The organism is Streptomyces sp. NPDC058576 (genome assembly GCF_042718715.1).
In the GTDB taxonomy this organism is placed as follows: domain Bacteria; phylum Actinomycetota; class Actinomycetes; order Streptomycetales; family Streptomycetaceae; genus Streptomyces.
Window position 1 is genome coordinate 1 of record NZ_JBHXPF010000098.1, and the last position, 19,669, is coordinate 19,669.

21 protein-coding genes, 3 tRNA genes and 1 pseudogene are annotated in these 19,669 nt (G+C 71.6%); 20 read left to right on the top strand and 5 right to left on the bottom strand.

Annotation, left to right across the window (positions count from 1 at the left end; translation table 11 throughout):
• The 12 genes and pseudogenes from ACFWRV_RS35040 to ACFWRV_RS35095 form a co-directional block, all read left to right on the top strand.
• A pseudogene (locus tag ACFWRV_RS35040) lies at window positions 1-958 on the top strand (NADH-quinone oxidoreductase subunit C); the annotation flags it as partial.
• Complete coding sequence (locus ACFWRV_RS35045; RefSeq protein WP_384340042.1) at window positions 955-1,923, top strand: NADH-quinone oxidoreductase subunit H; 969 nt, start codon at window positions 955-957, stop codon at window positions 1,921-1,923. The pseudogene ACFWRV_RS35040 and the gene ACFWRV_RS35045, both read left to right, overlap by 4 nt.
• The gene (locus ACFWRV_RS35050; RefSeq protein ID WP_384340044.1) at window positions 1,923-2,510 is read left to right on the top strand and encodes a NuoI/complex I 23 kDa subunit family protein; all 588 of its coding nucleotides are present in this window, start codon (window positions 1,923-1,925) and stop codon (window positions 2,508-2,510) included. Before ACFWRV_RS35045 ends, ACFWRV_RS35050 begins: the two co-directional genes overlap by 1 nt.
• Window positions 2,507-3,142: an NADH-quinone oxidoreductase subunit J gene (locus tag ACFWRV_RS35055; RefSeq protein WP_384340046.1), complete on the top strand. Its 636-nt coding sequence runs from the start codon at window positions 2,507-2,509 to the stop codon at window positions 3,140-3,142. Before ACFWRV_RS35050 ends, ACFWRV_RS35055 begins: the two co-directional genes overlap by 4 nt.
• Entirely contained in the window at window positions 3,142-3,564 is a 423-nt protein-coding gene (gene nuoK, locus ACFWRV_RS35060; RefSeq protein WP_384340047.1) for an NADH-quinone oxidoreductase subunit NuoK, read from the top strand. Before ACFWRV_RS35055 ends, nuoK begins: the two co-directional genes overlap by 1 nt.
• A complete protein-coding gene (locus ACFWRV_RS35065) occupies window positions 3,561-5,561 on the top strand; it encodes an NADH-quinone oxidoreductase subunit L (protein ID WP_384340048.1) in 2,001 nt (666 codons plus the stop codon). The genes nuoK and ACFWRV_RS35065 overlap by 4 nt, the downstream gene beginning before the upstream one ends.
• Window positions 5,558-7,219 (top strand): NADH-quinone oxidoreductase subunit M, encoded by a 1,662-nt coding sequence (locus ACFWRV_RS35070; protein WP_384340050.1) that lies wholly within the window; start codon window positions 5,558-5,560, stop codon window positions 7,217-7,219. The genes ACFWRV_RS35065 and ACFWRV_RS35070 overlap by 4 nt, the downstream gene beginning before the upstream one ends.
• Window positions 7,216-8,847 (top strand): NADH-quinone oxidoreductase subunit N, encoded by a 1,632-nt coding sequence (locus ACFWRV_RS35075; RefSeq protein ID WP_384340051.1) that lies wholly within the window; start codon window positions 7,216-7,218, stop codon window positions 8,845-8,847. Before ACFWRV_RS35070 ends, ACFWRV_RS35075 begins: the two co-directional genes overlap by 4 nt.
• 118 nt (window positions 8,848-8,965) lie before the next feature.
• A complete protein-coding gene (gene mscL / locus ACFWRV_RS35080) occupies window positions 8,966-9,433 on the top strand; it encodes a large conductance mechanosensitive channel protein MscL (protein ID WP_384340052.1) in 468 nt (155 codons plus the stop codon).
• 253 nt (window positions 9,434-9,686) lie between these two features.
• On the top strand, window positions 9,687-10,550 hold the full coding sequence (htpX, locus tag ACFWRV_RS35085) for a zinc metalloprotease HtpX (protein ID WP_265599900.1): 864 nt from the start codon (window positions 9,687-9,689) through the stop codon (window positions 10,548-10,550).
• Window positions 10,547-10,939, top strand: a complete 393-nt coding sequence (locus ACFWRV_RS35090; protein ID WP_384340054.1) for a YccF domain-containing protein — start codon at window positions 10,547-10,549, stop codon at window positions 10,937-10,939. The genes htpX and ACFWRV_RS35090 overlap by 4 nt, the downstream gene beginning before the upstream one ends.
• Before the next feature lie 100 nt (window positions 10,940-11,039).
• Window positions 11,040-11,312, top strand: a complete 273-nt coding sequence (locus ACFWRV_RS35095) for a GlsB/YeaQ/YmgE family stress response membrane protein (protein ID WP_384340056.1) — start codon at window positions 11,040-11,042, stop codon at window positions 11,310-11,312.
• 79 nt (window positions 11,313-11,391) lie between these two features.
• Here the strand turns inward: ACFWRV_RS35095 and ACFWRV_RS35100 are convergent, their stop codons facing one another.
• The 3 genes from ACFWRV_RS35100 to ACFWRV_RS35110 form a co-directional block, all read right to left on the bottom strand.
• The gene (locus ACFWRV_RS35100) at window positions 11,392-12,072 is read right to left on the bottom strand and encodes an alpha-ketoglutarate-dependent dioxygenase AlkB family protein (RefSeq protein WP_384340058.1); all 681 of its coding nucleotides are present in this window, start codon (window positions 12,070-12,072) and stop codon (window positions 11,392-11,394) included.
• 72 nt (window positions 12,073-12,144) lie between these two features.
• On the bottom strand, window positions 12,145-12,693 hold the full coding sequence (locus tag ACFWRV_RS35105; protein ID WP_384340060.1) for a methylated-DNA--[protein]-cysteine S-methyltransferase: 549 nt from the start codon (window positions 12,691-12,693) through the stop codon (window positions 12,145-12,147).
• A gap of 175 nt (window positions 12,694-12,868) precedes the next feature.
• Window positions 12,869-13,357, bottom strand: coding sequence for a YajQ family cyclic di-GMP-binding protein (locus ACFWRV_RS35110; protein ID WP_217226717.1), 489 nt, complete (start codon window positions 13,355-13,357; stop codon window positions 12,869-12,871).
• A 166-nt stretch (window positions 13,358-13,523) separates the two neighbouring features.
• Between ACFWRV_RS35110 and ACFWRV_RS35115 the strand changes: the two genes are divergently transcribed.
• Window positions 13,524-13,605: transfer RNA gene (locus tag ACFWRV_RS35115), tRNA-Tyr, on the top strand.
• Between the two features lie 106 nt (window positions 13,606-13,711).
• On the opposite strand, the gene ACFWRV_RS35120 is transcribed toward ACFWRV_RS35115, so the two are convergent.
• Both ACFWRV_RS35120 and ACFWRV_RS35125 read right to left on the bottom strand, forming a co-directional pair.
• Window positions 13,712-14,368: an SDR family oxidoreductase gene (locus tag ACFWRV_RS35120; protein WP_384340062.1), complete on the bottom strand. Its 657-nt coding sequence runs from the start codon at window positions 14,366-14,368 to the stop codon at window positions 13,712-13,714.
• Window positions 14,369-14,402: 34 nt separating this feature from the next.
• Window positions 14,403-15,698, bottom strand: a complete 1,296-nt coding sequence (locus tag ACFWRV_RS35125) for an amidohydrolase family protein (RefSeq protein WP_384340063.1) — start codon at window positions 15,696-15,698, stop codon at window positions 14,403-14,405.
• Window positions 15,699-15,953: 255 nt separating this feature from the next.
• Between ACFWRV_RS35125 and ACFWRV_RS35130 the strand changes: the two genes are divergently transcribed.
• From ACFWRV_RS35130 to ACFWRV_RS35160, 7 genes are all read left to right on the top strand, one after another.
• Window positions 15,954-16,026, top strand: a tRNA-Thr gene (locus tag ACFWRV_RS35130).
• Between the two features lie 45 nt (window positions 16,027-16,071).
• Window positions 16,072-16,144: transfer RNA gene (locus ACFWRV_RS35135), tRNA-Met, on the top strand.
• Between the two features lie 88 nt (window positions 16,145-16,232).
• Entirely contained in the window at window positions 16,233-16,397 is a 165-nt protein-coding gene (gene rpmG / locus ACFWRV_RS35140) for a 50S ribosomal protein L33 (RefSeq protein ID WP_003956487.1), read from the top strand.
• Window positions 16,398-16,519: 122 nt separating this feature from the next.
• On the top strand, window positions 16,520-16,972 hold the full coding sequence (locus tag ACFWRV_RS35145) for a MaoC family dehydratase N-terminal domain-containing protein (RefSeq protein WP_384340065.1): 453 nt from the start codon (window positions 16,520-16,522) through the stop codon (window positions 16,970-16,972).
• A complete protein-coding gene (locus tag ACFWRV_RS35150) occupies window positions 16,972-17,400 on the top strand; it encodes a MaoC family dehydratase (protein WP_384340066.1) in 429 nt (142 codons plus the stop codon). The genes ACFWRV_RS35145 and ACFWRV_RS35150 overlap by 1 nt, the downstream gene beginning before the upstream one ends.
• Window positions 17,401-17,528: 128 nt before the next feature.
• Window positions 17,529-18,077 (top strand): TetR/AcrR family transcriptional regulator, encoded by a 549-nt coding sequence (locus ACFWRV_RS35155; protein WP_384340069.1) that lies wholly within the window; start codon window positions 17,529-17,531, stop codon window positions 18,075-18,077.
• A 74-nt stretch (window positions 18,078-18,151) separates the two neighbouring features.
• Window positions 18,152-19,630 (top strand): MFS transporter, encoded by a 1,479-nt coding sequence (locus ACFWRV_RS35160; RefSeq protein ID WP_384340067.1) that lies wholly within the window; start codon window positions 18,152-18,154, stop codon window positions 19,628-19,630.
• Window positions 19,631-19,669: the final 39 nt, after the last annotated feature.

Sequence of the window (19,669 nt, forward strand, 5' to 3'; positions counted from 1 at the left end):
CACCCGCACCGCGGGCGAGGGCTCGGCGGCACAACGCGCCACGGGGGCGGGTGCGGCTGCGGCCCCAGCGACCCCCGAGGCGCCCGCGGCCCCCGAGGCCCCCGTAACGCCTGCGACCCCCGAGGCGCCCGCGACCCCGGCGACCCCGGAGGCCCCGGGGACCCGCGCGACCCCGGAGGCGTCCGGGGTAACGCCCGAGACGCCCGAGGCGCCCGCGACCCCGGAGGCCCCGGGGACCCCGGCGACCCCGGAGGCCCCGGCGGCCCCCGAGGCGCTCGGCACGCAGGCGCCCAAGGAGACCGGCGCGCCTGGGCCCACGACGCCGGAGACGTCCGCAACTCCGGAGACGTCCGCGACCCCGGAGGCGTCCGCCACCCCGGAGGCGTCCGCACTGCCGGAGCCGCCCTCGACGACAACCGGGCAGCCGCCGGCCACGACGCCCCCGCAGGCACCCCCGACCACCCGGCCGCGCCGCTCGCGGTCGGCGTCCGAGGGCTCGGCCAGCCAGCAACCGCGCCCGGACGCAACCGCGGCGCCCCCGGCCGCTCCTGCCCGCCGTTCCCGTTCGGCCTCGGACGGTTCGGCCAGTCAGCGTCCGGCGTCGGACCCGCCCGGGGGAGGCCAGCCGCTGCCGCCCCGGGTGCGCAGCACGGACGCCCCGTGGCACGACGCCCAACCGGCCTTCGACGAGCCGGAGGGCCCGGAGGCCGAGTCCTCGGACGCGCCTTCCCAGCCCCTCCGGCGTTTGAGGAGCGGGGGTACGGGGGCGGAGCCCCCGGTTCGGGAAGGGGCGGGTAGGGGAGAAGCCCCGCGCAGCGGCCCCACCCCCACCCCCAGCGACGCCCCGGAGCCGAGCGACGCCCCGGAACCCAGCGACGCCCCGGAACCCAGCGCCAAGCCCACCCCCGACCAGCAGACCCCCACCCCAGACCACCCCGCCGGAGGCGATCCCGAGTGAACGACGTACTCGACGTCGCCCTCCGCCTGGCCATCGTCTTCGTCGTGTTCCTGGTCGCCCCGCTCCTCGTCGGCCAGACGGAACACAAGGTGATGGCCCACATGCAGGGCCGCCTGGGCCCCATGTACGCAGGCGGCTTCCACGGCTGGGCCCAGCTCGTCGCGGACGGCGTGAAGTTCGCGCAGAAGGAGGACGTGGTCCCGGCCGCCGCCGACCGCCGCGTCTTCCAGCTCGCCCCCGCCGTCGCCCTCCTCCCGTATCTCCTCGTCCTCGTGGTCATCCCCGCCGGCCCCGGCGACGGCGCGGTCGGCCAGGTCGTCGACGCGGGCATCTTCTTCGTGCTCGCCGTCATGGGCATCGGCGTCCTCGGCTCGCTCATGGCCGGCTGGGCCTCCGCCAACAAGTTCTCCCTGCTCGGCGGCCTCCGTACCGCCGCGCAACTCCTCTCCTACGAGCTGCCGATGCTCCTGACCGCCGCCTCCGTGGCCATGGCGGCCGGCACGGTCTCGCTCACCGGCATCCTCGACGCCTTCGCGTGGTGGTGGCTGCCCTGGCAGATCGTCGGCGCCCTGGTCTTCTTCGTGGCGGGTCTCGCCGAACTCCAGCGCCCGCCCTTCGACATGCCGGTGGCCGACTCCGAGATCATCTTCGGCGCGTACACCGAATACACCGGTCTGCGCTTCGCCCTGTTCCTCCTCGCCGAGTACGCGGGCATCGTCGTCCTGTGCGCCCTGACCACCGTCCTCTTCCTCGGCGGCTGGCACGGCCCGTTCGGCGCCGACGGACTCGGGTGGCTCTGGACCCTCCTCAAGACCGCCCTCCTCGCGTTCGTCGTCATCTGGCTGCGCGTCAGCTACCCGCGCGTGCGTGAGGACCAGTTGCAGAAGCTCGCCTGGACCACCCTCGTCCCGCTCGCCCTCGCGCAGATCGCGCTGACCGGCATCGTGAAGGTGGCGATCAACTGATGTCCCCGATCCCCGGATCCGGCCTCGCCAAAGGCCTCGCCGTCACCCTGCGCACGATGACGAGGAAGACCGTCACCGCGCAGTACCCGGACACCCAGCCCGAACTCCCGCCCCGCTCACGCGGTGTCATCGGGCTGTTCGAGGAGAACTGCACCGTCTGCATGCTCTGCGCCCGCGAGTGCCCCGACTGGTGCATCTACATCGACTCCCACAAGGAGACGTCGCCGCCCGCCGCCCCCGGCGGCCGCGAGCGCAGCCGGAACGTCCTCGACCGCTTCGCCATCGACTTCTCCCTCTGCATGTACTGCGGCATCTGCATCGAGGTGTGCCCCTTCGACGCGCTGTTCTGGTCACCCGAGTTCGAGTACGCGGAGACGGACATCCACGAACTCACCCACGAGCGCGACAAGCTCCGTGAGTGGATGTGGACCGTGCCGGAGCCGCCCGCGCTCGACCCCGCGGCCGAGGAACCGAAGGAGATCGCCGCCGCCCGCAAGGCCGCGGACAAGCTCGCCGCCCAACGCGCGCAGGAGCGGCTGGAACAGGAACAGGAGCACCAGCAGGACGAGGAGGGCGGAACCCCGTGACGCTGCTCACCGCCACCGCGGCTGCCGCAGGGGACCACCCCGGTTTCCTCTCCCCGTCCGGCGTCGAGATCGCGTTCCTCCTCGTCGGTCTCGCCACTCTCGGCGCCGCCGTCATCACCGTCACCACCAGGCAACTGGTGCACGCCGCGCTCTGGCTCGTTGTGGCGCTCGGCGGACTGGCCGTGGAATACCTCCTGCTCACCGCGGAGTTCATCGCCTGGGTCCAGGTCCTCATCTACGTCGGCTCCATCGTCGTTCTCCTCCTCTTCGGCCTGATGCTCACGCGGGCCCCCATCGGCCGCTCCCCGGACGCCGATTCGGGCAACCGATGGGTCGCCCTCGGGGTGGCCACCGCTGCTGCGGCGGCCCTCGTCTGGGTCGTGGTCGACGCCTTCCGCACCACCTGGATCGACCTCGACGGGCCGGTCCAGGGCTCCACCAAAGTCACCGGCGCCTTCCTGTTCCGGAACTGGGTCCTGCCCTTCGAGGCGCTCTCCGTCCTGCTGCTCGCCGCCCTCGTCGGCGCGATCGTCCTGTCCCGCAAACGCGACACCGACGCCGCCGTCCGGCCGGCTCCGGACAAGCCCGCCCCGACCCGGGGCACTCCGCCCGGCAAGGAGGAGCAGAGCTGATGCACCTCGCCTATCCCGCCGTGCTCGCCGCCCTCCTCTTCTGCGTCGGCCTCTACGGCGTCCTCGCCCGCCGCAACGCGATCCTGGTCCTGATGTCCGTCGAGCTGATGCTCAACGCCGTCAACCTCAACCTCGTCGCCTTCGACGTCTGGCTCCGCGACACCCTCCACTCCGGCCAGGCCCTCACGCTCTTCACCATCGCCATCGCCGCCGCCGAGATCGGCATCGGCCTCGCGATCGTCCTGGCCGTCTACCGCAACCGGGGCACCTCCGACATCGACCGGCTCCGCGACACCGCCGAGACCGACGACGCCGAGACGCTCCCCGACGACGCCGAGGCCGACACCGGCGGCGCGGAACCGCCCCCCGGCCAGGCGGACGAGAACACAGGGAAGACGAAGAAGGCAGAGGCCGCCACGTGACCACCACGACCCTCGCCGCCCTCGTCCCCCTCCTCCCGTTCCTCGGGGCGCTCGCCGGGCTCGCCGTCGGCCGCACCGCCCCCGGGTTCGTCCGCCCGCTGGCGATCCTCCCGGTCCTCACCGCGGCCGTCCTCGCCGTGATCGTCGCCGTCCGTCAGGGCGGCGGCCGGGCCATCGACGCCGCGACCCAGCTCACGCCCACCGGGTCGGTCCCGATCGACCTGGCACTGCACCTCGACGGCTTCGCCGTGCTGGTCGCCGTCCTCGTCGCCGTCGTCGCCACCTGCGTACAGCTCTACTCCACCGCCTACCTCCGCGACGACGCCCGCTACCCCTCCTACGCCGCCCTCGTCTCCCTCTTCACCTCCGCGATGCTCCTGGTCGTCTACTCCGGCGACCTGATGGTGCTCCTGGTCGGCTGGGAGATCATGGGCATCTGCTCGTACTTCCTCGTCGGCCACTACTGGGAGACGCCCGAGGCCCGGGCCGCCTCCCTCAAGGCCTTCCTGGTCACCAAGCTCGGCGACGTCCCCTTCCTGATCGGTCTGTTCGCGCTCGCCGCCGACACCGGCAGCTTCCGGATCACCGAGATCCTCGCCGCCGTCGGCAACGGCGGACTCGACCAACCGACCCTCGTCGCCCTGCTGCTCCTCGCGGGCGTCGCGGGCAAGTCCGCGCAGTTCCCCCTGCACACCTGGCTGCCCGACGCGATGGCCGGCCCCACCCCCGTCTCCGCGCTCATCCACGCCGCGACGATGGTCGCCGCCGGGATCTACTTCGTGGCCCGCCTGCTGCCCGTCTTCGCCGCCTCCGGCGCGGCGCTCGTCGTCCTCGCCGTGATGGCCGCCGTCACGATGATCGGATCCGGGCTCGCCGCCCTCGCCCAGGACGACATCAAACGCGTCCTCGCCTACTCGACGATCGGTCAGCTCGGCTACATGTCGGGCGCCCTCGCCGTCGGCGACCGGGGCGCCGCCGTCTTCCACCTGATCTCGCACGGTGCGTTCAAAGCCGTCCTCTTCCTCGCCGCGGGCGTCGTCATCCACGCCGCCGGCACCAACTCGCTCGCCGCCATGTCCCGGATGGGAGGCCTCGCCCGCCGTATCCCGGACGCCTACTGGACGATGACCGTCGCGCTCCTCGCGCTGGCCGCCATCCCGCCGTTCGCCGGCTTCTTCTCCAAGGAAGCCGTCCTCGTCGCCGCCGAGCACACCGCGCTGGGGGACCGGACCGTCGCCCCGGCCGCGGCCGGCTGGACGATCCTGATCGCCGGGCTCCTCGCCGCCGTCCTGACCGCCGCCTACGCCGTACGCCTCTGGCTCCTCGCCTTCCGGGGCCGCGGGGCCGATGTCCCCGACCACGGCAAGCAGCCCCTCGCCATGACCTCCGTCCTGTGGATCCTGGCCGTCCCCACCATCGGCTTCGGCCTCACCGCCGGTGTGATCGGCGACTGGTTCGACGGGCACGGACTCACGCCGTCCCTCACCACCGCCGTCCTCGCCACCGGCGTCACGCTCGTCGGCGGCCTCGTCACCTACGGCGCCTGGCGGCACACCACCGCCCTCGCCGCCCGCACCCCCATCGGGGCCGTGGCCGCCCACCCGGACGCCGAACCCGCCCTCGTCGAAGCCGAGTCCATGACGTCCCACACCGCCGCCTACGGCACCATCGCGGACGCCCCCGACCCGGCCGACCCCGGCAGGCTCCTCCTCGGGCCCCTGCACCGCCACGCGGTCACCGGCTTCCACCTCGACGCCCTGTACACGGCGCTGTTCGTCCGGCCCGTCCAGGCAGCCGCCCGCCTCGTCCGCTTCCTGGACCGCGAGGTCGTCGACACCTACGTCAACGGAACGGGCGCCGTCACCCGCCTCCTCGGCACAGCCGTCCGCCGGGCCCAGACCGGCAACGTGCAGACCTACGTCAGCGCCCTGCTCGCCGGGTCCCTCGTCCTGGCGATCGCCGCCGTCGTCTTCGCCAACGTCAACGCGGGGTCGTGACCGTGATCGATATCAGCCCGTCCGTGATGCAGTTCCTTCTGGCGTTCATCGTCGTCGCCCCGCTCCTCGGCGCCGCCGCGGCCCTGCTCCCCGCCCCGCCCGGGCTCAAGGGGAAGAACCCCGACCAGGCCGTGCTCCGCCACGGCGTGACCGTCACCGGGGCCGTCCTCATCGCCGCGATCGTCCTGGCCGTCGGCTTCGACCACGACCACCCCGCCACGATGCAGGCGACCACCGACATCAGCTGGATCCCGGCGCTCGACGTCCGCATCCACCTCGGCATCGACGGCATCTCGCTCCCCCTCCTGGTCCTGACCGCGCTGCTGACCTTCCTCTGCGCGCTGTACAGCTACTTCAAGCTGCCCGCGGGCCCCTCACCGAAGGCCTTCGTGGCCCTCGTCCTCGTCCTGGAGTCCGGCACCCTCGCCACCTTCGCCGTCCTCGACCTGCTGCTCTTCTTCCTCGCCTTCGAGATGGTCCTCATCCCGATGTACTTCCTCATCGCCCGCTGGGGCGGCGACCAACGGCAGGCGGCCGCCTGGAAGTTCATCCTCTACACGCTGCTCGGCTCGGTCGTCATGCTGCTCGGCCTGCTCCTCATCGGGCTGAAGAGCGGCACCTTCGACATGGTGGCACTCGCCACTGACAACGGCCGCGGCCTCACCACATCCGTGCAGGTCATCGCCGTACTCGCGATCGGTCTCGGGCTCGCCGTGAAGACCCCGATGTGGCCCCTGCACAGCTGGCTCCCCGACGCCCACACCGCCGCCCCCACCGTCGGATCCGTGCTCCTCGCGGGCGTCCTGCTGAAGATGGGAACGTACGGGTTCGTCCGGATCCTGCTCCCCGTCGCCCCGGACGGCATGCGCACCTTCGCGCCCTACCTCGCCGCGTTCGCCGTCGTCGGCATCGTCTACGGATCGCTCGCCTGCCTGGCCCTGGCCCGTACCGGCGCCAAGGGCGACCTCAAGCGGCTCATCGCGTACTCGTCCGTCGGCCACATGGGCTTCGTCCTGCTCGGCATCGCCACCATGACCCCCACCGGAGTCAACGGCGCCCTCTTCGCCAACATCGCCCACGGCCTCATCACCGGCCTGCTCTTCTTCCTGGTCGGCGCCATCAAGGACCGCTACGGCACCGCCGACCTCGACACCCTCGCCGGAGCGACCGGAGCCGCCCTCTACGGCCGCGCGCCCCGCCTCGGCGCGCTGCTCGCCTTCGCCGCCGTCGCCTCGCTCGGACTGCCCGGACTCGCCGGATTCTGGGGCGAGATGCTCACCCTGTTCGGCGCGTACAGCCCGGCCGAAGGCCTCAGCCGCCCCGCGTTCCGCACCTTCATGGCCATCGGGGCGTTCGGCACCCTCCTCACCGCCGCGTACATGCTCATCGTCGTCCGCCGCGTCTGCATGGGCGAGCACGCACTCCACTCCCGGCTGTCGCCCGACGAGCCGGCCTCGCGACCGGCGGACGACCCCGTGCCGTCCGCCGCCGGAGTCCGAACGGCCACCACCCCGCAGCTCGCCGACATCCAGACGTACGAAGCCGCAGCCTGGACCCCGCTCGCCGCGCTCACCGTCCTCGCCGGTCTCTGGCCCGCCGTCCTCCTCGGCCTCACCGACCCGGCCGTGCAGAAGCTCCTCGCAGGAGGCAAGTCGTGACCGCGGACCTCAGCACCATCGCCGGAAGCCTCGTCGCGCACGCCACCGACCCGGGCGCGACCGCCCCCGGCACCACCGCCGGAAGCCTCGCCGCGGCCGACGCCCCCAGCGTCGTCCAGTCCATCGACTGGCTCGCCATCGCGCCCCCCACCCTCACCGCACTGGCCGCCCTGGTCGTCCTCGTCGCCGACCTGTTCCTGCCCGCGCACCGCAAGCGTCTCCTCGGCTACGGCACCCTCACCGCCCTCGCCGCGGCCCTGGCGTTCCTGATCCCCCTGCGGTCCGGGGACCGGTCCACCTTCTGCGTCACCACCGGCGCCCAGGCCTGCAGCTACACCGCCGACCACTTCACCGTCGTCATCCAGGCTCTGGTCCTCGGCGGCGCGTTCCTCACCGTCCTGCTCTCGCTCGACGACACCCGCAAGCTGCCGGCGGGGGAGTACTGGTTCCTGCTCCTGGCCTCCGCCGCCGGGGCCGCCCTGCTGCCCGCCTCCCGCGACCTGGCCACGCTCGTCGTCGCTCTCGAAGTCGCCTCGCTGCCCGCGTTCGCCCTCGTCGGCATCAAGCGCGGCGACCGGCGCTCCTCCGAGGCCGCGCTGAAGTTCTTCCTCTCCTCCGTCGTCGCGACCGCCGTCATGCTGCTCGGCGTCAGCTTCGTGTACGCGACGACCGGCACCCTGCACCTCACCGAGATCGCCGCCCGCCTCGACGACGTACCCCCGGTGCTCGACACCCTCGCCAAGACCGGTGTGGCCCTCACGCTCGTCGGCTTCGCCTTCAAGACCGCCGCGGCGCCTTTCCACTTCTGGGTCCCCGACACCTATGTCGGCGCACCCCTCCCGATCGCCGCCTATCTCTCCGTCGTCGGGAAGGCCGTCGGGTTCTCGGGCCTCATTCTGGTGACCGTCATCGCGTTCCCCTCCCATGCGGACGTCTGGGGGCCCGCCCTCGCCGTCCTCGCCGCGCTCACCATGACCGTCGGCAACGTCGCGGCCGTCCGCCAGAAGGCCGACCGCGCCCGCAGCGCTGTCCGCCTCCTCGCCTGGTCCTCCGTCGCCCAGGCCGGCTACCTCCTGGTCCCGATCGCCGCCGCCGCGTACTCCAGCGACGAACAGATCGGCTCCACCGTCGCGTACGCCCTCATGTACGCCGTCGTGAACCTGGGCGCGTTCGCGGTCGCCGCCCTCGTCGCCCGTACGCACCCCGGCAACCGGCTCTCCGACTACCGGGGTCTGTACGCCACCCGCCCCCTCGCCGCCCTGGCCCTCGGCTTCTTCCTGCTCTGCCTGGCCGGGCTGCCGCCCGGCATCATCGGGCTCTTCGCGAAGGTCACCGTCTTCTCCGCGGCGGTCGACGCGGGCCTCGGCTGGCTCGCCGTCGTCATGGCCGTCAACGTGGTGATCGCCCTCTACTACTACCTTCAGTGGACCGCGATCCTCTTCCGTGCCCCGGACGGAGCCCCGGAAAGGGCCGAGGCGGCCACCGGAGTCCCGGCCTCCACCGCGCCGCGCCGATTCCGCGCTCCCGCCCCGCTCACCACGGCGATCGTGCTCACCACCGCCGCCGCAATCCTGCTCTCCGGGGTCCCGCAGGCCATCCTGCGCTTCGCCTCCGTCAGCCTCTTCTGACCCCCTCCCGCGCCCGGAAGAGTCGGTTTGCCGACGGCCCCCGCCACAGGGCATGGTCTTGGCTGCATAGGTCACGTATGTGGCGTGCACACGTCCAGGGCAAGAGGGAGAGAGAGCAGTGCTGAACGGGTTCAAGGACTTCATCCTGCGCGGGAACGTCATCTCGATGGCGATCGGTCTGGCCGTCGGGGCCGCCTTCACCGCCGTCGTCACGGGCTTCAGCAACGCCTTCATCACCCCGCTGATCGGTCTCGCCACCCGGGGCACCGGAGACTTCAGCAAGGCCTTCTACGAGGTCGACGGCGTCAAGTTCCCCTACGGCCTGTTCATCAGCGCCGCCATCGCCTTCGTGATCACCGCCGCCGTCCTCTATTTCTGCGTCGTGGTCCCCATGGCCAAGGTGCAGAACCGCTTCACCAAGGAGCAGGAAGAGGAGGCCGTCGACATCAAGGCCGCCCTGCGCGACTGCCCGCGCTGCTTCAGCGAGATCCCCGCCGTCGCCTCCCGCTGCGGCCACTGCACCAGCGAGGTCGAGCCCGACCCCGAGGCCCTCTCCCTCGCCAGGCTCCCCGCCCAGCAGCACTGAGGCCCGGCACCACCGGCACCACCGGCACCACCGCGCCGCGATGACGCCCCGCCACCCGTACGGCCCAGCGCCACTCCGTACGGGGCCGAGGGCCCGACCGGCGCGAACACGCGGCACGACCCCCGCCCTCCGGCCGCACGCACAAGGGAACTAGCTCCTCTCGCCTGGCGTTGACCAGTACAGGAGGCTCCACTGGGGAGTGGAGCACCACCATGCAAAGGGTTCCCCTGCTGCACCACTTGGAGGGCGTACCGTGCACCGCCGGCACAACGGGCTGAAGACCGCCGTACTCCTCGGGGGACTGTCCGCACTCATCATCGTCATCGGCAGTCTCTTCGGACGTACAGGCCTCGTCGTCGCGCTCCTCGTAGCCGTCGGCACCAACGCGTACGCCTACTGGAACAGCGACAAGCTCGCCCTGCGGGCCATGCGCGCCCGGCCCGTCAGCGAATTCGAGGCGCCGCAGCTCTACCGCATCGTCCGCGAGCTCTCCACAGCCGCCCGTCAGCCCATGCCGCGCCTCTACATCTCCCCGACGCAGGCGCCCAACGCGTTCGCCACCGGCCGCAACCCGCGCAACGCCGCCGTCTGCTGCACCGAGGGCATCCTCCAGATCCTCGACGAACGCGAGCTGCGCGGCGTCCTCGGCCACGAGCTCAGCCATGTCTACAACCGGGACATCCTCATCTCGTCCGTCGCCGGAGCCCTCGCCTCCGTCGTGATGTTCCTGGTCAACTTCGCCTGGCTCATCCCGGTGGGCCGCTCCAACGACGACGAGGGGCCCGGCCTCCTCGGCATGCTCCTGATCATGATCCTGGGGCCGCTCGCCGCCTCCGTCATCCAGCTCGCCGTCAGCCGCTCCCGCGAGTACGAGGCCGACGCGTCCGGGGCCCAGCTCACCGGGGACCCGCTGGCTCTCGCCAGTGCCCTGCGCAAGCTCGACGCGGGGACGAAACAGCTCCCGCTGCCGCCCGAGCCGAGGATCGAGACCGCGAGCCACATGATGATCGCGAATCCCTTCCGCCCCGGTCAGGGGATGGCGAAAATGTTCTCGACACATCCGCCGATGGCGGAGCGCATCGCCCGACTAGAACAGATGGCAGGTCATCGCCCGTGAAAACCATCCTGAACGTCATCTGGCTGATCCTCTGCGGATTCTGGATGTTCCTCGGCTATCTGCTCGCGGGCGTCCTGCTCTGCATCACCATCATCGGCATCCCCTTCGGGCTCGCCGCCTTCCGGATCGGCGTCTACGCCCTCTGGCCGTTCGGCTACACCGTCGTCGACCGCCGGGACGCCGGCTCGCCCTCCTGCGTGGGGAACGTCCTCTGGCTGGTCCTCGCCGGCTGGTGGCTCGCCCTCGGCCACATCACCACCGGCATCGCGCTGTGCATCACGATCATCGGGATCCCGCTGGGCATCGCCAACTTCAAGCTGATCCCCGTCTCCCTCATGCCCTTCGGCAAGGAGATCGTCCCCACGGACCAGCCCTTCGTCACCCGCTAGATCCCGTCCGACCGACCGAGTCCGGCGAACGTCCGAGCAACCGAACACCTGCCCGCTTCGTCTTGGATTTCACGACGAAGCAAGGGGTAGGTGCAGCGACATGGGCATCATCAGTTGGATCATTCTCGGCCTGCTCGCCGGACTCATAGCCAAGATCCTCCTCCCGGGACGTGACCCGGGCGGCATCATCGGCACCACCCTCATCGGCATCGCCGGGGCCTTCGTCGGCGGCTGGCTCTCCAGCCAGTTGCTCGACCGCCCCATCAGCAACGACTTCTACGACACCGCGACCTGGATCGCCGCCATCGCCGGTTCCCTGGTCCTGCTGATCGCCTACCGTCTGCTGTTCGGCCACTCCCGCGACCGCCGCTGACCTTGGGGACCGGGGGACCGGCGGACGCCGATCGAGCCCGCCGGACATCGAGCCACACCGCTCTGCTGAGCGTCCCGCTCTACCGCGCGTCCCCGCTCCACCGCGCGTTGCGCGACCCCATCCCGGTCTCCCGCAAGGTGAGGTTCAACCGGCCGGCCCGCAGCCCCGCTGCCGGGTCGGCCGTTCCCGCGTACACCTTCGGCACCCCGTGGAACGCGAAACGCGACGGCCCGCCGAAGACGAACAGATCCCCGGACGCCAACTCCACATCCGTGTACGGCTGCCCGCGTCCCTCCGTGTTCCCGAACCGGAACACACATCTCGCCCCGATGCTCAACGACACCACAGGAGCGCTCGACCGCTCCTCCTTGTCCTGGTGCATCCCCATCCGCGCGGCGTCGTCGTAGAAATTGATCAGCGCGGTATCCGGTGCGAACGACTCGGCCGCACCCTCGTCCCCGTACGCCTCGGCCACCGCCGCCCGCCCCAGGTCGCCCAGCCAGTCGGGGAAAGCGGCCACCCGGGCACCGTTCACATCGTCAGCCGTACGCGCGTACCGGTACGGCTGCCAGTGCCACCCCAGGCACACCGTCCGCACCGACATCACCCCGCCGCCCGGCAGCTCGGTGTGCCGCAACGGGACCGGCCCCCGCGCCCACTCCCGGCACGCCGCCACCAACTCCGCCCGCTGCTCCACCGACAGCCACTCCGGCACATGGACGGCCCCCGGCGCGACGACGGCCCTCGGACGCCGGAACAAGCCGTCCGAGGAAGGCGGAAGGCCGGAGGAAGGCGGAGGGCCCGGGGGCGGCGGATCGCCGGACGCCACGGCTCAGCCCGCCCCGCCTTCGATCCCCAGCAGCAGCTTCTTGCGCTCCAGCCCGCCGGCGTACCCCCGCAGTGCCCCGTCCGCCCCGATCACCCGGTGGCACGGCCGCACGACCAGCAGCGGATTGCGCCCGATCGCGGTGCCCACCGCCCGCACTCCGGCGCCCGAGGCCCCGACCCGCGCCGCGACCTCCCCGTACGACACCGTGCTCCCATAGGGGATCGACTCCAGCACCGCCCAGACCCGCCGCTGGAACTCCGTGCCCAGGCCCTCGGCGAGCGGTACGTCGAACCGCGTCGAGCGCCCCGCGAAGTACGCCTCCAACTGCCGGGCGACCTCCGCGAACGCCTCCGGGTCGGGCCGCCAGTCGTCCTGGACGACCGCGCCGCCCTTCTGCCCGGGCACGGACAACGAACGCAGCCGCACCCCACCGGCCGGGGCGGCCTCGCCGTTCCCGGCGGCACCTCCGGTCCCGGCCCCTGCCGTCTCCTCGCCGACCAGCAGCAACTCGCCCAGCGGGCTCTCCACCCGCGCGTACACCGTCCTCGTCATGCCCTCTCACTTCCCCGGTCCGTACGGCCAGTCTGCGCCCGTCCGCCCGCCGTCACCGGCGGTATTCGGACACTGCATCCGCACGCCCCGCACGGGCCGGGGGCACGAAGAGGCACGCCGTCGAGGCCGGCCTCGGCGGCGTGCCCCCGTTGTGTGCGGCAGTCGGCTGCCCTGACTACCGGTAGTTCACGAACTGGATCGCGAACTCGAAGTCCTTGCCCTTCAGCAGCGCCTGAACGGCCTGGAGGTCGTCCCGGCTCTTCGAGCTGACGCGCAGTTCGTCGCCCTGGACCTGCGCCTTGACGCCCTTCGGGCCCTCGTCGCGGATCGTCTTCGCCACCTTCTTGGCGTTGTCCTGGGAGATGCCTTCCTCGATGGTGGCGAAGATCTTGTACTCCTTGCCGGAGAGCTGCGGCTCACCGGCGTCCAGCGACTTCAGCGAGATGCCGCGCTTGATCAGCTTGGACTGGAAGATGTCGAGGATGGCCTTGACGCGCTCCTCGCCGTTCGCCTCCATCAGAATCTTCTCGCCCGACCAGGAGATGGAGGCGCCCGTGCCCTTGAAGTCGTAGCGCTGGGAGATCTCCTTGGCGGCCTGGTTGAGGGCGTTGTCGACCTCCTGCCGCTCGACCTTCGAGACGATGTCGAAACTGGAGTCGGCCATGACGTGTGGCTCCTTGCGTCGAATGTGCGTAGGGATACAGGCCAAAGCCTAGCCACCGCCGCACCCTCCGGCTGCTGATCAATGAGGTGGCGGAGCACCCCTGGCCATCGGGTATTGTTTACGTCGTCGCCAAGGAGATCACCACGAGATCCAACGCGTCGTTCGAGGCGGTGTGCCCGAGTGGCCAAAGGGAGCAGACTGTAAATCTGCCGGCTTCGCCTACCCAGGTTCGAACCCTGGCGCCGCCACGCGAACGAAGCCCCCGACCGGTTCTTCCGGTCGGGGGCTTTCTCGTTGTCAGGGGGCTCCGGGGGCTGGGCGAGCCGGGCCGATCACCCGGCCCGGCGGCCCGGTTCAGTTGCCCGCGACGTCCTTCACGGCCACCGTCACCGGGACGTTCCCGGAGATGGCTTCGAGGGTGAGACCCGCCGTCGCCGGGGTGTCCAGCAGCTCCAGCAGCGTGGCCGCCACGTCGTCGCGGGGGATCGGGCCGCGGCCCGTCGAGGCGGCCAGGAGGACCTGGCCGGTGCCCGCGTCGTTGGTCAGCATGCCGGGGCGCAGGATCGTCCAGTCCAGCGCGGTACGGGAGCGTACGTCGGCGTCGGCGGCGCCCTTGGCCCGCAGATACACGTCGAAGACCTCGTCGCCCGGGTGGCCGGGGTCGGCGCCCATCGAGGAGACGACGAGGTAGCGGCGGACGCCCGCTGCCTCGGCCGCGTCGGCGAACAGCACGGCCGCGTCGCGGTCGACGGTGTCCTTGCGGGCGGTGCCGCTGTTCGGCCCGGCGCCCGCCGCGAAGACGACCGCGTCCGCACCGCGCAGCACCTCCGCGGTCTGCTCCACGGTGGCCGATTCGAGGTCCAGTACGGCGGGTTGGGCGCCGGCGTCGGTCAGGTCCTGACTCTGTTGGGGGTTGCGGATGATCCCTACGGCTTCATCCCCGCGTGCGGCGAGCAGCCGCTCCAGCCGCAGTGCGATCTGTCCGTGTCCACCTGCGATGACAATGCGCATACCCCCGACCGTACGCCCGGGGACGGGGTCGCGCTCAGTTCCTCGGTCCGGCGCCGGAGTCGGGCCGCCCCTGGCGCGGGAGTCCGCCGAGCCCCGTGACGGCGTCGGCGTCGGAGTCGCAGTACTCGCGTACGGCGCTGGTGCGGGCGACGACCCGGCCGCCGTGGATGACGATGCGGCTGTAGGCGAGGGAGAGCGCGGCGGAGAGCCGTTCGCCGCGTACGGCGAGGAGTTCGGCGGGGAAGCCCGCCTCGACCCGCACGTCGGGAAGGCCGAGGGCCGCGCGGGCCGTCGTGGAGACCAGGGCGTACGCCTGTTCGGCGCGGAGCCCCGCCTGCGAGGCGAGCAGGTAGGCGGCTTCGAGCGGATCCCCGCGGCCGACGGGGTTGGCCGCGTCCCGCAGCGCTCCGCTGCCCGCCGCGACGCGCACGCCGGCGGAGCGCAGAAGGCGCACGGGGGCGGTCGTACGGCGCTCAGAGCCGACGCAGCCGCCCTGGGGCAGGCAGACCACGGTGATCCCGGCCGCGGCGAGCCGCTCGGCGGCGCGGGCCGCGACGTCCAGGGGCAGATGGGCCAGCCCGGCGCAGGGGCCGAGGGTGACGCCGGGGCGAAGGCCCGCGGCCATCGCGGCGAGCCGGGCCAGCCGGGCGGGGTCGTCGGCGTCGGTGTGCAGGTCCACGGGGCAGCCGTGCTCGGCGGCGATCTCCAGGACGGCCTCGGTGTAGCCCGTGGGGTCGGGGTCGAGGTCGGGGCAGCCGCCGACGACGGCCGCGCCCATCTTCACCGCGTCCCTGAGCATCGCGAGGCTGTCCGCCCCGGCGACGCCGGTGAGGAGCCGGGGGACCGCGACGGGCATCACGTCGGCGAGGCCGCGCAGGGCGCGCCGGGTCTGCAGGACGGCTTCGAGCGGGGCGAGGCCCTGGACGTCGCCGACGCGGACGTGGGTGCGCAGCGCGGTGGAGCCGTGGCCGAGCTGCAGGAGGGCGGCCTCGGTGGCGCGGCGCTGGATGTCCTCGGCCCGGTGGGAGGCCGGGCCGGGACTGTCGGGGCCCAGGCTGTCCGCGGTGAGGGCGGTGTCGCTGTGGGCGTGGGGTTCGGCCGGGGCGGGGAGCAGCAGATAGCCGCGGAGGTCGATGCGGGGGCCGCGGGCGGTGAGGCTGCCCGCGGTGCCGACGGCCTCGATGCGGCCGCCGCTGAGGCGTACGTCGACGGCCCGGCCGTCGGCGAGGCGGGCGCCGCCGAGGACGAGGGCGGGGGTGTCGGCGGTGGTGGCCGCGTCGGCGCTGTCGGGCGCGTTGTCGTCGGGCCGCCGTGGCTGGCTGTCAGGCATCGCGCTCCTGGGAGGGGTGCAAGATCACATGGAGTGACCACACCCTAGGGGCGTGCGGGGGCGGCTTCCGGGAGGAGCGGAATAGTCGTACCGGTGCGCCTGCGCCGTTCGCCGGCCGGACCCGGTCCGGATGCGGACCCGGCCTGGATCAAGGCCTGATCAGGGGGTGTGGGAGGCCCCGGGCGGAGGGCCGGAGCATGCGGCACAAACGGATTTGGGCAACCGGCGGGAGACCGTGTAATGTCTTCATCGCTCGCCCCAATAGCTCAGTCGGTAGAGCGTCTCCATGGTAAGGAGAAGGTCTGCGGTTCGATTCCGCATTGGGGCTCTGGTGATCGGGAAACCCCGCTTCGGCGGGGGGACTCATCATCAAAGCGGTGTAGCTCAGTCGGTAGAGCAAGCGGCTCATAATCGCTGTGTCACCGGTTCAAGTCCGGTCACCGCTACTAACGGTAGCCGATTGCTGGGTCGGTCCTTCGATCGGCTACCCTTTTATGCGTTCATCCGTCCACCGTCCGTCCAAGGAGCACTCACGTGGCTGCCACCGACGTCCGCCCGAAGATCACGCTGGCCTGCGTGGAGTGCAAGGAGCGGAACTACATCACCAAGAAGAACCGGCGTAACAACCCGGACCGTCTTGAGATGAAGAAGCACTGCCCGCGCTGCAACTCGCACACCGCGCACCGCGAAACGCGCTGAAACAGGCTCGTACACGAGGCCGTCCCCTCTGGGGGCGGCCTCGTGTCGTTGTATGGGGCCGTCCCCGCACGGGGTGTGCCCATATTCGTCTTTCACCAGGTTTCTCAGGAGGTAGCGAGCTCATGGCGCTCGACCAGTCCTTCGTGGGGCGGACCTATCCGCCCACCCCGGCGTACGAGGTCGGCCGGGAGAAGATCCGCGAGTTCGCCGAGGCGGTGGGTGACACCCACGCGGCGTACGTCGACGTGGAGGCCGCCCGTGCGCTCGGTCACGCCGATGTGATCGCCCCGCCCACGTTCGTCTTCTCGATCACCTACCGGGCCGCCGGAGAGGTGGTGCGGGACCCGCAGTTGGGCCTGGACTACAGCCGGGTGGTGCACGGGGACCAGAAGTTCTCCTACGTGCGTCCGGTGCGGGCGGGGGACCGGCTGACGGTCACCTCGACGATCGAGAGCATCAAGTCCCTGGCGGGCAACGACGTCATCGACATTCGCGGGGATGTGCACGACGAGGCCGGTGAGCTGGTGGTCACGGCGCTCACGAAGCTGGTGGCGCGCGCCGCCGAGGAGGCGTGATGACGGCGAAGGTCTCTTACGGATCGGTCGAGGTCGGTACGGAACTGCCGGCGCAGTCGTTCCCGGTGACGCGGGCCACGCTCGTGCAGTACGCGGGCGCCTCGGGTGACTTCAACCCCATTCACTGGAACGAGAAGTTCGCGCGCGAGGTCGGGCTGCCGGATGTGATCGCGCACGGCATGTTCACCATGGCCGAGGCGATCCGGGTGGTCACCGACTGGGCGGGCGACCCGGGCGCGGTCGTCGACTACGGGGTGCGGTTCACGAAGCCGGTCGTCGTGCCCAACGACGACAAGGGCGCGTTGGTCGAGGTCAGCGGCAAGATCGCGGCGAAGCTGGACGGCAACCTGGTCCGGGTGGACCTGGTCGCCCTGTGCGACGGCAAGAAGGTGCTGGGGATGTCCCGCGCCGTGGTCCGGCTGGCCTGATACGTACCGGCACGGTGGTCGGGGTCGAGGGGCGTTCCTCCTGCGGAGGGGCGCCCCTCACGTATGTCCGTTCGAGCCGTGCCCTTGCCAACGTAGTTATTGAGCAATAACTTACTTTCATGGCAAGGATGAGTGCGGAGGAGCGGCGCGAGTGCGTCGTCCGGGCGGCGATCACCGAGTTCGCCCGCAGCGGCTACAACGCGACGTCCACCGAGGCGATCGCCCGTCGGGTCGGCGTCTCGCAGCCGTATCTCTTCCGGCTCTTCCCCAACAAGCAGACCATCTTCCTCGCCGCCGCCGAGCGCTGCCTGGAGGACACCCGCAAGGTCCTGGTGGCGGCCGGCGAGGGGCTGGAGGGGGAGGAGGCGCTGAGCGCCATGGCGGGGGCGTACCAGCGGCTGATCGTCGACGACGGCGAGAAGCTGATGATGCAGATGCAGATGTACGCGGCCGTCGCCGCGGCCGAGGCCGCGGGCGATCGCGCGTTCGGCGAGTCCCTGCGGACGGTCTGGGAGCGGATGTGGGGCGACGTCCACATCGCGCTGGGCGGTGACGTGGACGAGACGACGTCGTTCCTGGCGTACGGGATGCTCATCAACACGCTCGCCTCGCTCGGCTTTCCGTCCGATCACCGGGTCTGGGCGGGGTTCCACCTCTCGGCCAGGCCCGCCGAGTGAACCGGGCCCACCGGGTCCGCCCGGTTTTCTGTCCGCAGAAGTTAGTAATCAATAACTAACCAGTAGGGGGAGACATGCCAGCAGAGGCAGCGGTGAACGCACAGCCCGGCACGGCCGGCCGCGGGGGAGCGGTCTGGGTCCTGGTCATCACGAGCGTCGCCGGATTCATGGCGGCCCTCGACAACCTCGTCGTCACGACCGCGCTTCCCTCCATCCGCCAGAGCCTCGGCGGCGGCCTGGAGGAGCTGGAGTGGACGGTGAACGCGTACACCCTGACCTTCGCCGTGCTGCTGATGCTCGGGGCCGCGCTCGGGGACCGGTTCGGCAGACGGCGGCTGTTCATGGCCGGGCTCGCCGTCTTCACGGCCGCCTCCGCCGCGGCCGCCCTCTCCCCGGGCATCGAGGAACTCATCGCGTTCCGGGCGGTCCAGGGCGTCGGCGCGGCGATCATGATGCCGCTGACGCTCACCCTGATCGGCGCGGCTGTCCCGGCCGAACGGCGCGGAGCGGCCCTCGGCGTCTTCGGCGCGGTGACCGGGGTGGCGGTCGCCAGCGGCCCGCTGATCGGCGGCGCGCTCACCGAGCACATCTCCTGGCAGTGGATCTTCTGGCTGAACGTGCCGATCGGCCTGGTGCTGCTGCCGCTGGCCCGGCTGCGGCTCACCGAGTCGTACGCCCCGAAGGCGCCCCTGGACATCCGCGGCACACTCCTGGTCAGCGCGGGCCTCTTCGGCATCGTCTACGCCCTGGTCACCACCGCGAGCCACGGCTGGACCGATCCCGTCGTCCTGACCGGGCTGATCGCGGGCACGGCACTGCTCGGGCTGTTCGTCCGCCACGGCCTGCGGGCGGCGAACCCGATGCTGCCGATGCGGCTCTTCCGCAGCCGGGCCTTCCTCGGGATCAACGCCGCGAGCCTGCTGATGTTCCTCGGGATGTTCGGGTCGATCTTCCTGCTCAGCCAGTTCCTGCAGAACGGCCTCGGCCACTCGCCCACCGAGGCCGGACTGCGGATGCTGCCCTGGACCGGGATGCCGATCCTCGTGGCGCCTCTCGCCGGCTACCTCTCCGACCGCTTCGGCGGCCGTCCGGTGGTGGCCACCGGGCTCGCGCTCCAGGCCGTCGGACTCGCCCTGTTCGCCCTGATCATCGATCCCGGGGTGAGCTACCTCGCCCAGCTCCCCGCTCTGATCATCGGCGGCGTCGGCATGGCGATGTACTTCGCGCCCGCCGCGAGCCTGGTGCTCTCCAGCGTCCGGCCCGGGGAGCAGGGGATCGCCTCCGGGGCCAACAACGCGCTGCGGGAGGTCGGCGGGGCGCTGGGGGTCTCCATCCTCGCCGCCGTCTTCGCTGCGCAGGGCGGCTACGGCTCACCGCGCCTGTTCGCGGACGGGACCGTGCCCGCCGTCTGGATCGGGGCGGGTGCGGTCGCCCTGGGCGCCCTGGCCGCGCTCCTGATACCGGGGCGCCGCGGCGCCCGTCGCCCCGGCCCGGAACCGGTGGACCGGGGAGCCGCGAAGCCGGAGTCGGCGTCGGCGCCGGTCTCGGCCTGAGCCCCCGGACCCCGGCGTACGGTCGCGGGGGGCCCCCCC

Bases quoted from the DNA above. Each gene is read 5' to 3' on its own strand.
- ACFWRV_RS35050 (WP_384340044.1), top strand. From the start codon at position 1,923: ATGTCCCCGATCCCCGGATCCGGCCTCGCCAAAGGCCTCGCCGTCACC.
- nuoK (WP_384340047.1), top strand. From the start codon at position 3,142: ATGCACCTCGCCTATCCCGCCGTGCTCGCCGCCCTCCTCTTCTGCGTC.
- ACFWRV_RS35095 (WP_384340056.1), top strand. From the start codon at position 11,040: ATGGGCATCATCAGTTGGATCATTCTCGGCCTGCTCGCCGGACTCATA.
- ACFWRV_RS35105 (WP_384340060.1), bottom strand. From the start codon at position 12,693: ATGACGAGGACGGTGTACGCGCGGGTGGAGAGCCCGCTGGGCGAGTTG.
- ACFWRV_RS35110 (WP_217226717.1), bottom strand. From the start codon at position 13,357: ATGGCCGACTCCAGTTTCGACATCGTCTCGAAGGTCGAGCGGCAGGAG.
- ACFWRV_RS35120 (WP_384340062.1), bottom strand. From the start codon at position 14,368: ATGCGCATTGTCATCGCAGGTGGACACGGACAGATCGCACTGCGGCTG.
- ACFWRV_RS35125 (WP_384340063.1), bottom strand. From the start codon at position 15,698: ATGCCTGACAGCCAGCCACGGCGGCCCGACGACAACGCGCCCGACAGC.
- ACFWRV_RS35145 (WP_384340065.1), top strand. From the start codon at position 16,520: ATGGCGCTCGACCAGTCCTTCGTGGGGCGGACCTATCCGCCCACCCCG.
- ACFWRV_RS35150 (WP_384340066.1), top strand. From the start codon at position 16,972: ATGACGGCGAAGGTCTCTTACGGATCGGTCGAGGTCGGTACGGAACTG.
- ACFWRV_RS35155 (WP_384340069.1), top strand. From the start codon at position 17,529: ATGAGTGCGGAGGAGCGGCGCGAGTGCGTCGTCCGGGCGGCGATCACC.
- ACFWRV_RS35160 (WP_384340067.1), top strand. From the start codon at position 18,152: ATGCCAGCAGAGGCAGCGGTGAACGCACAGCCCGGCACGGCCGGCCGC.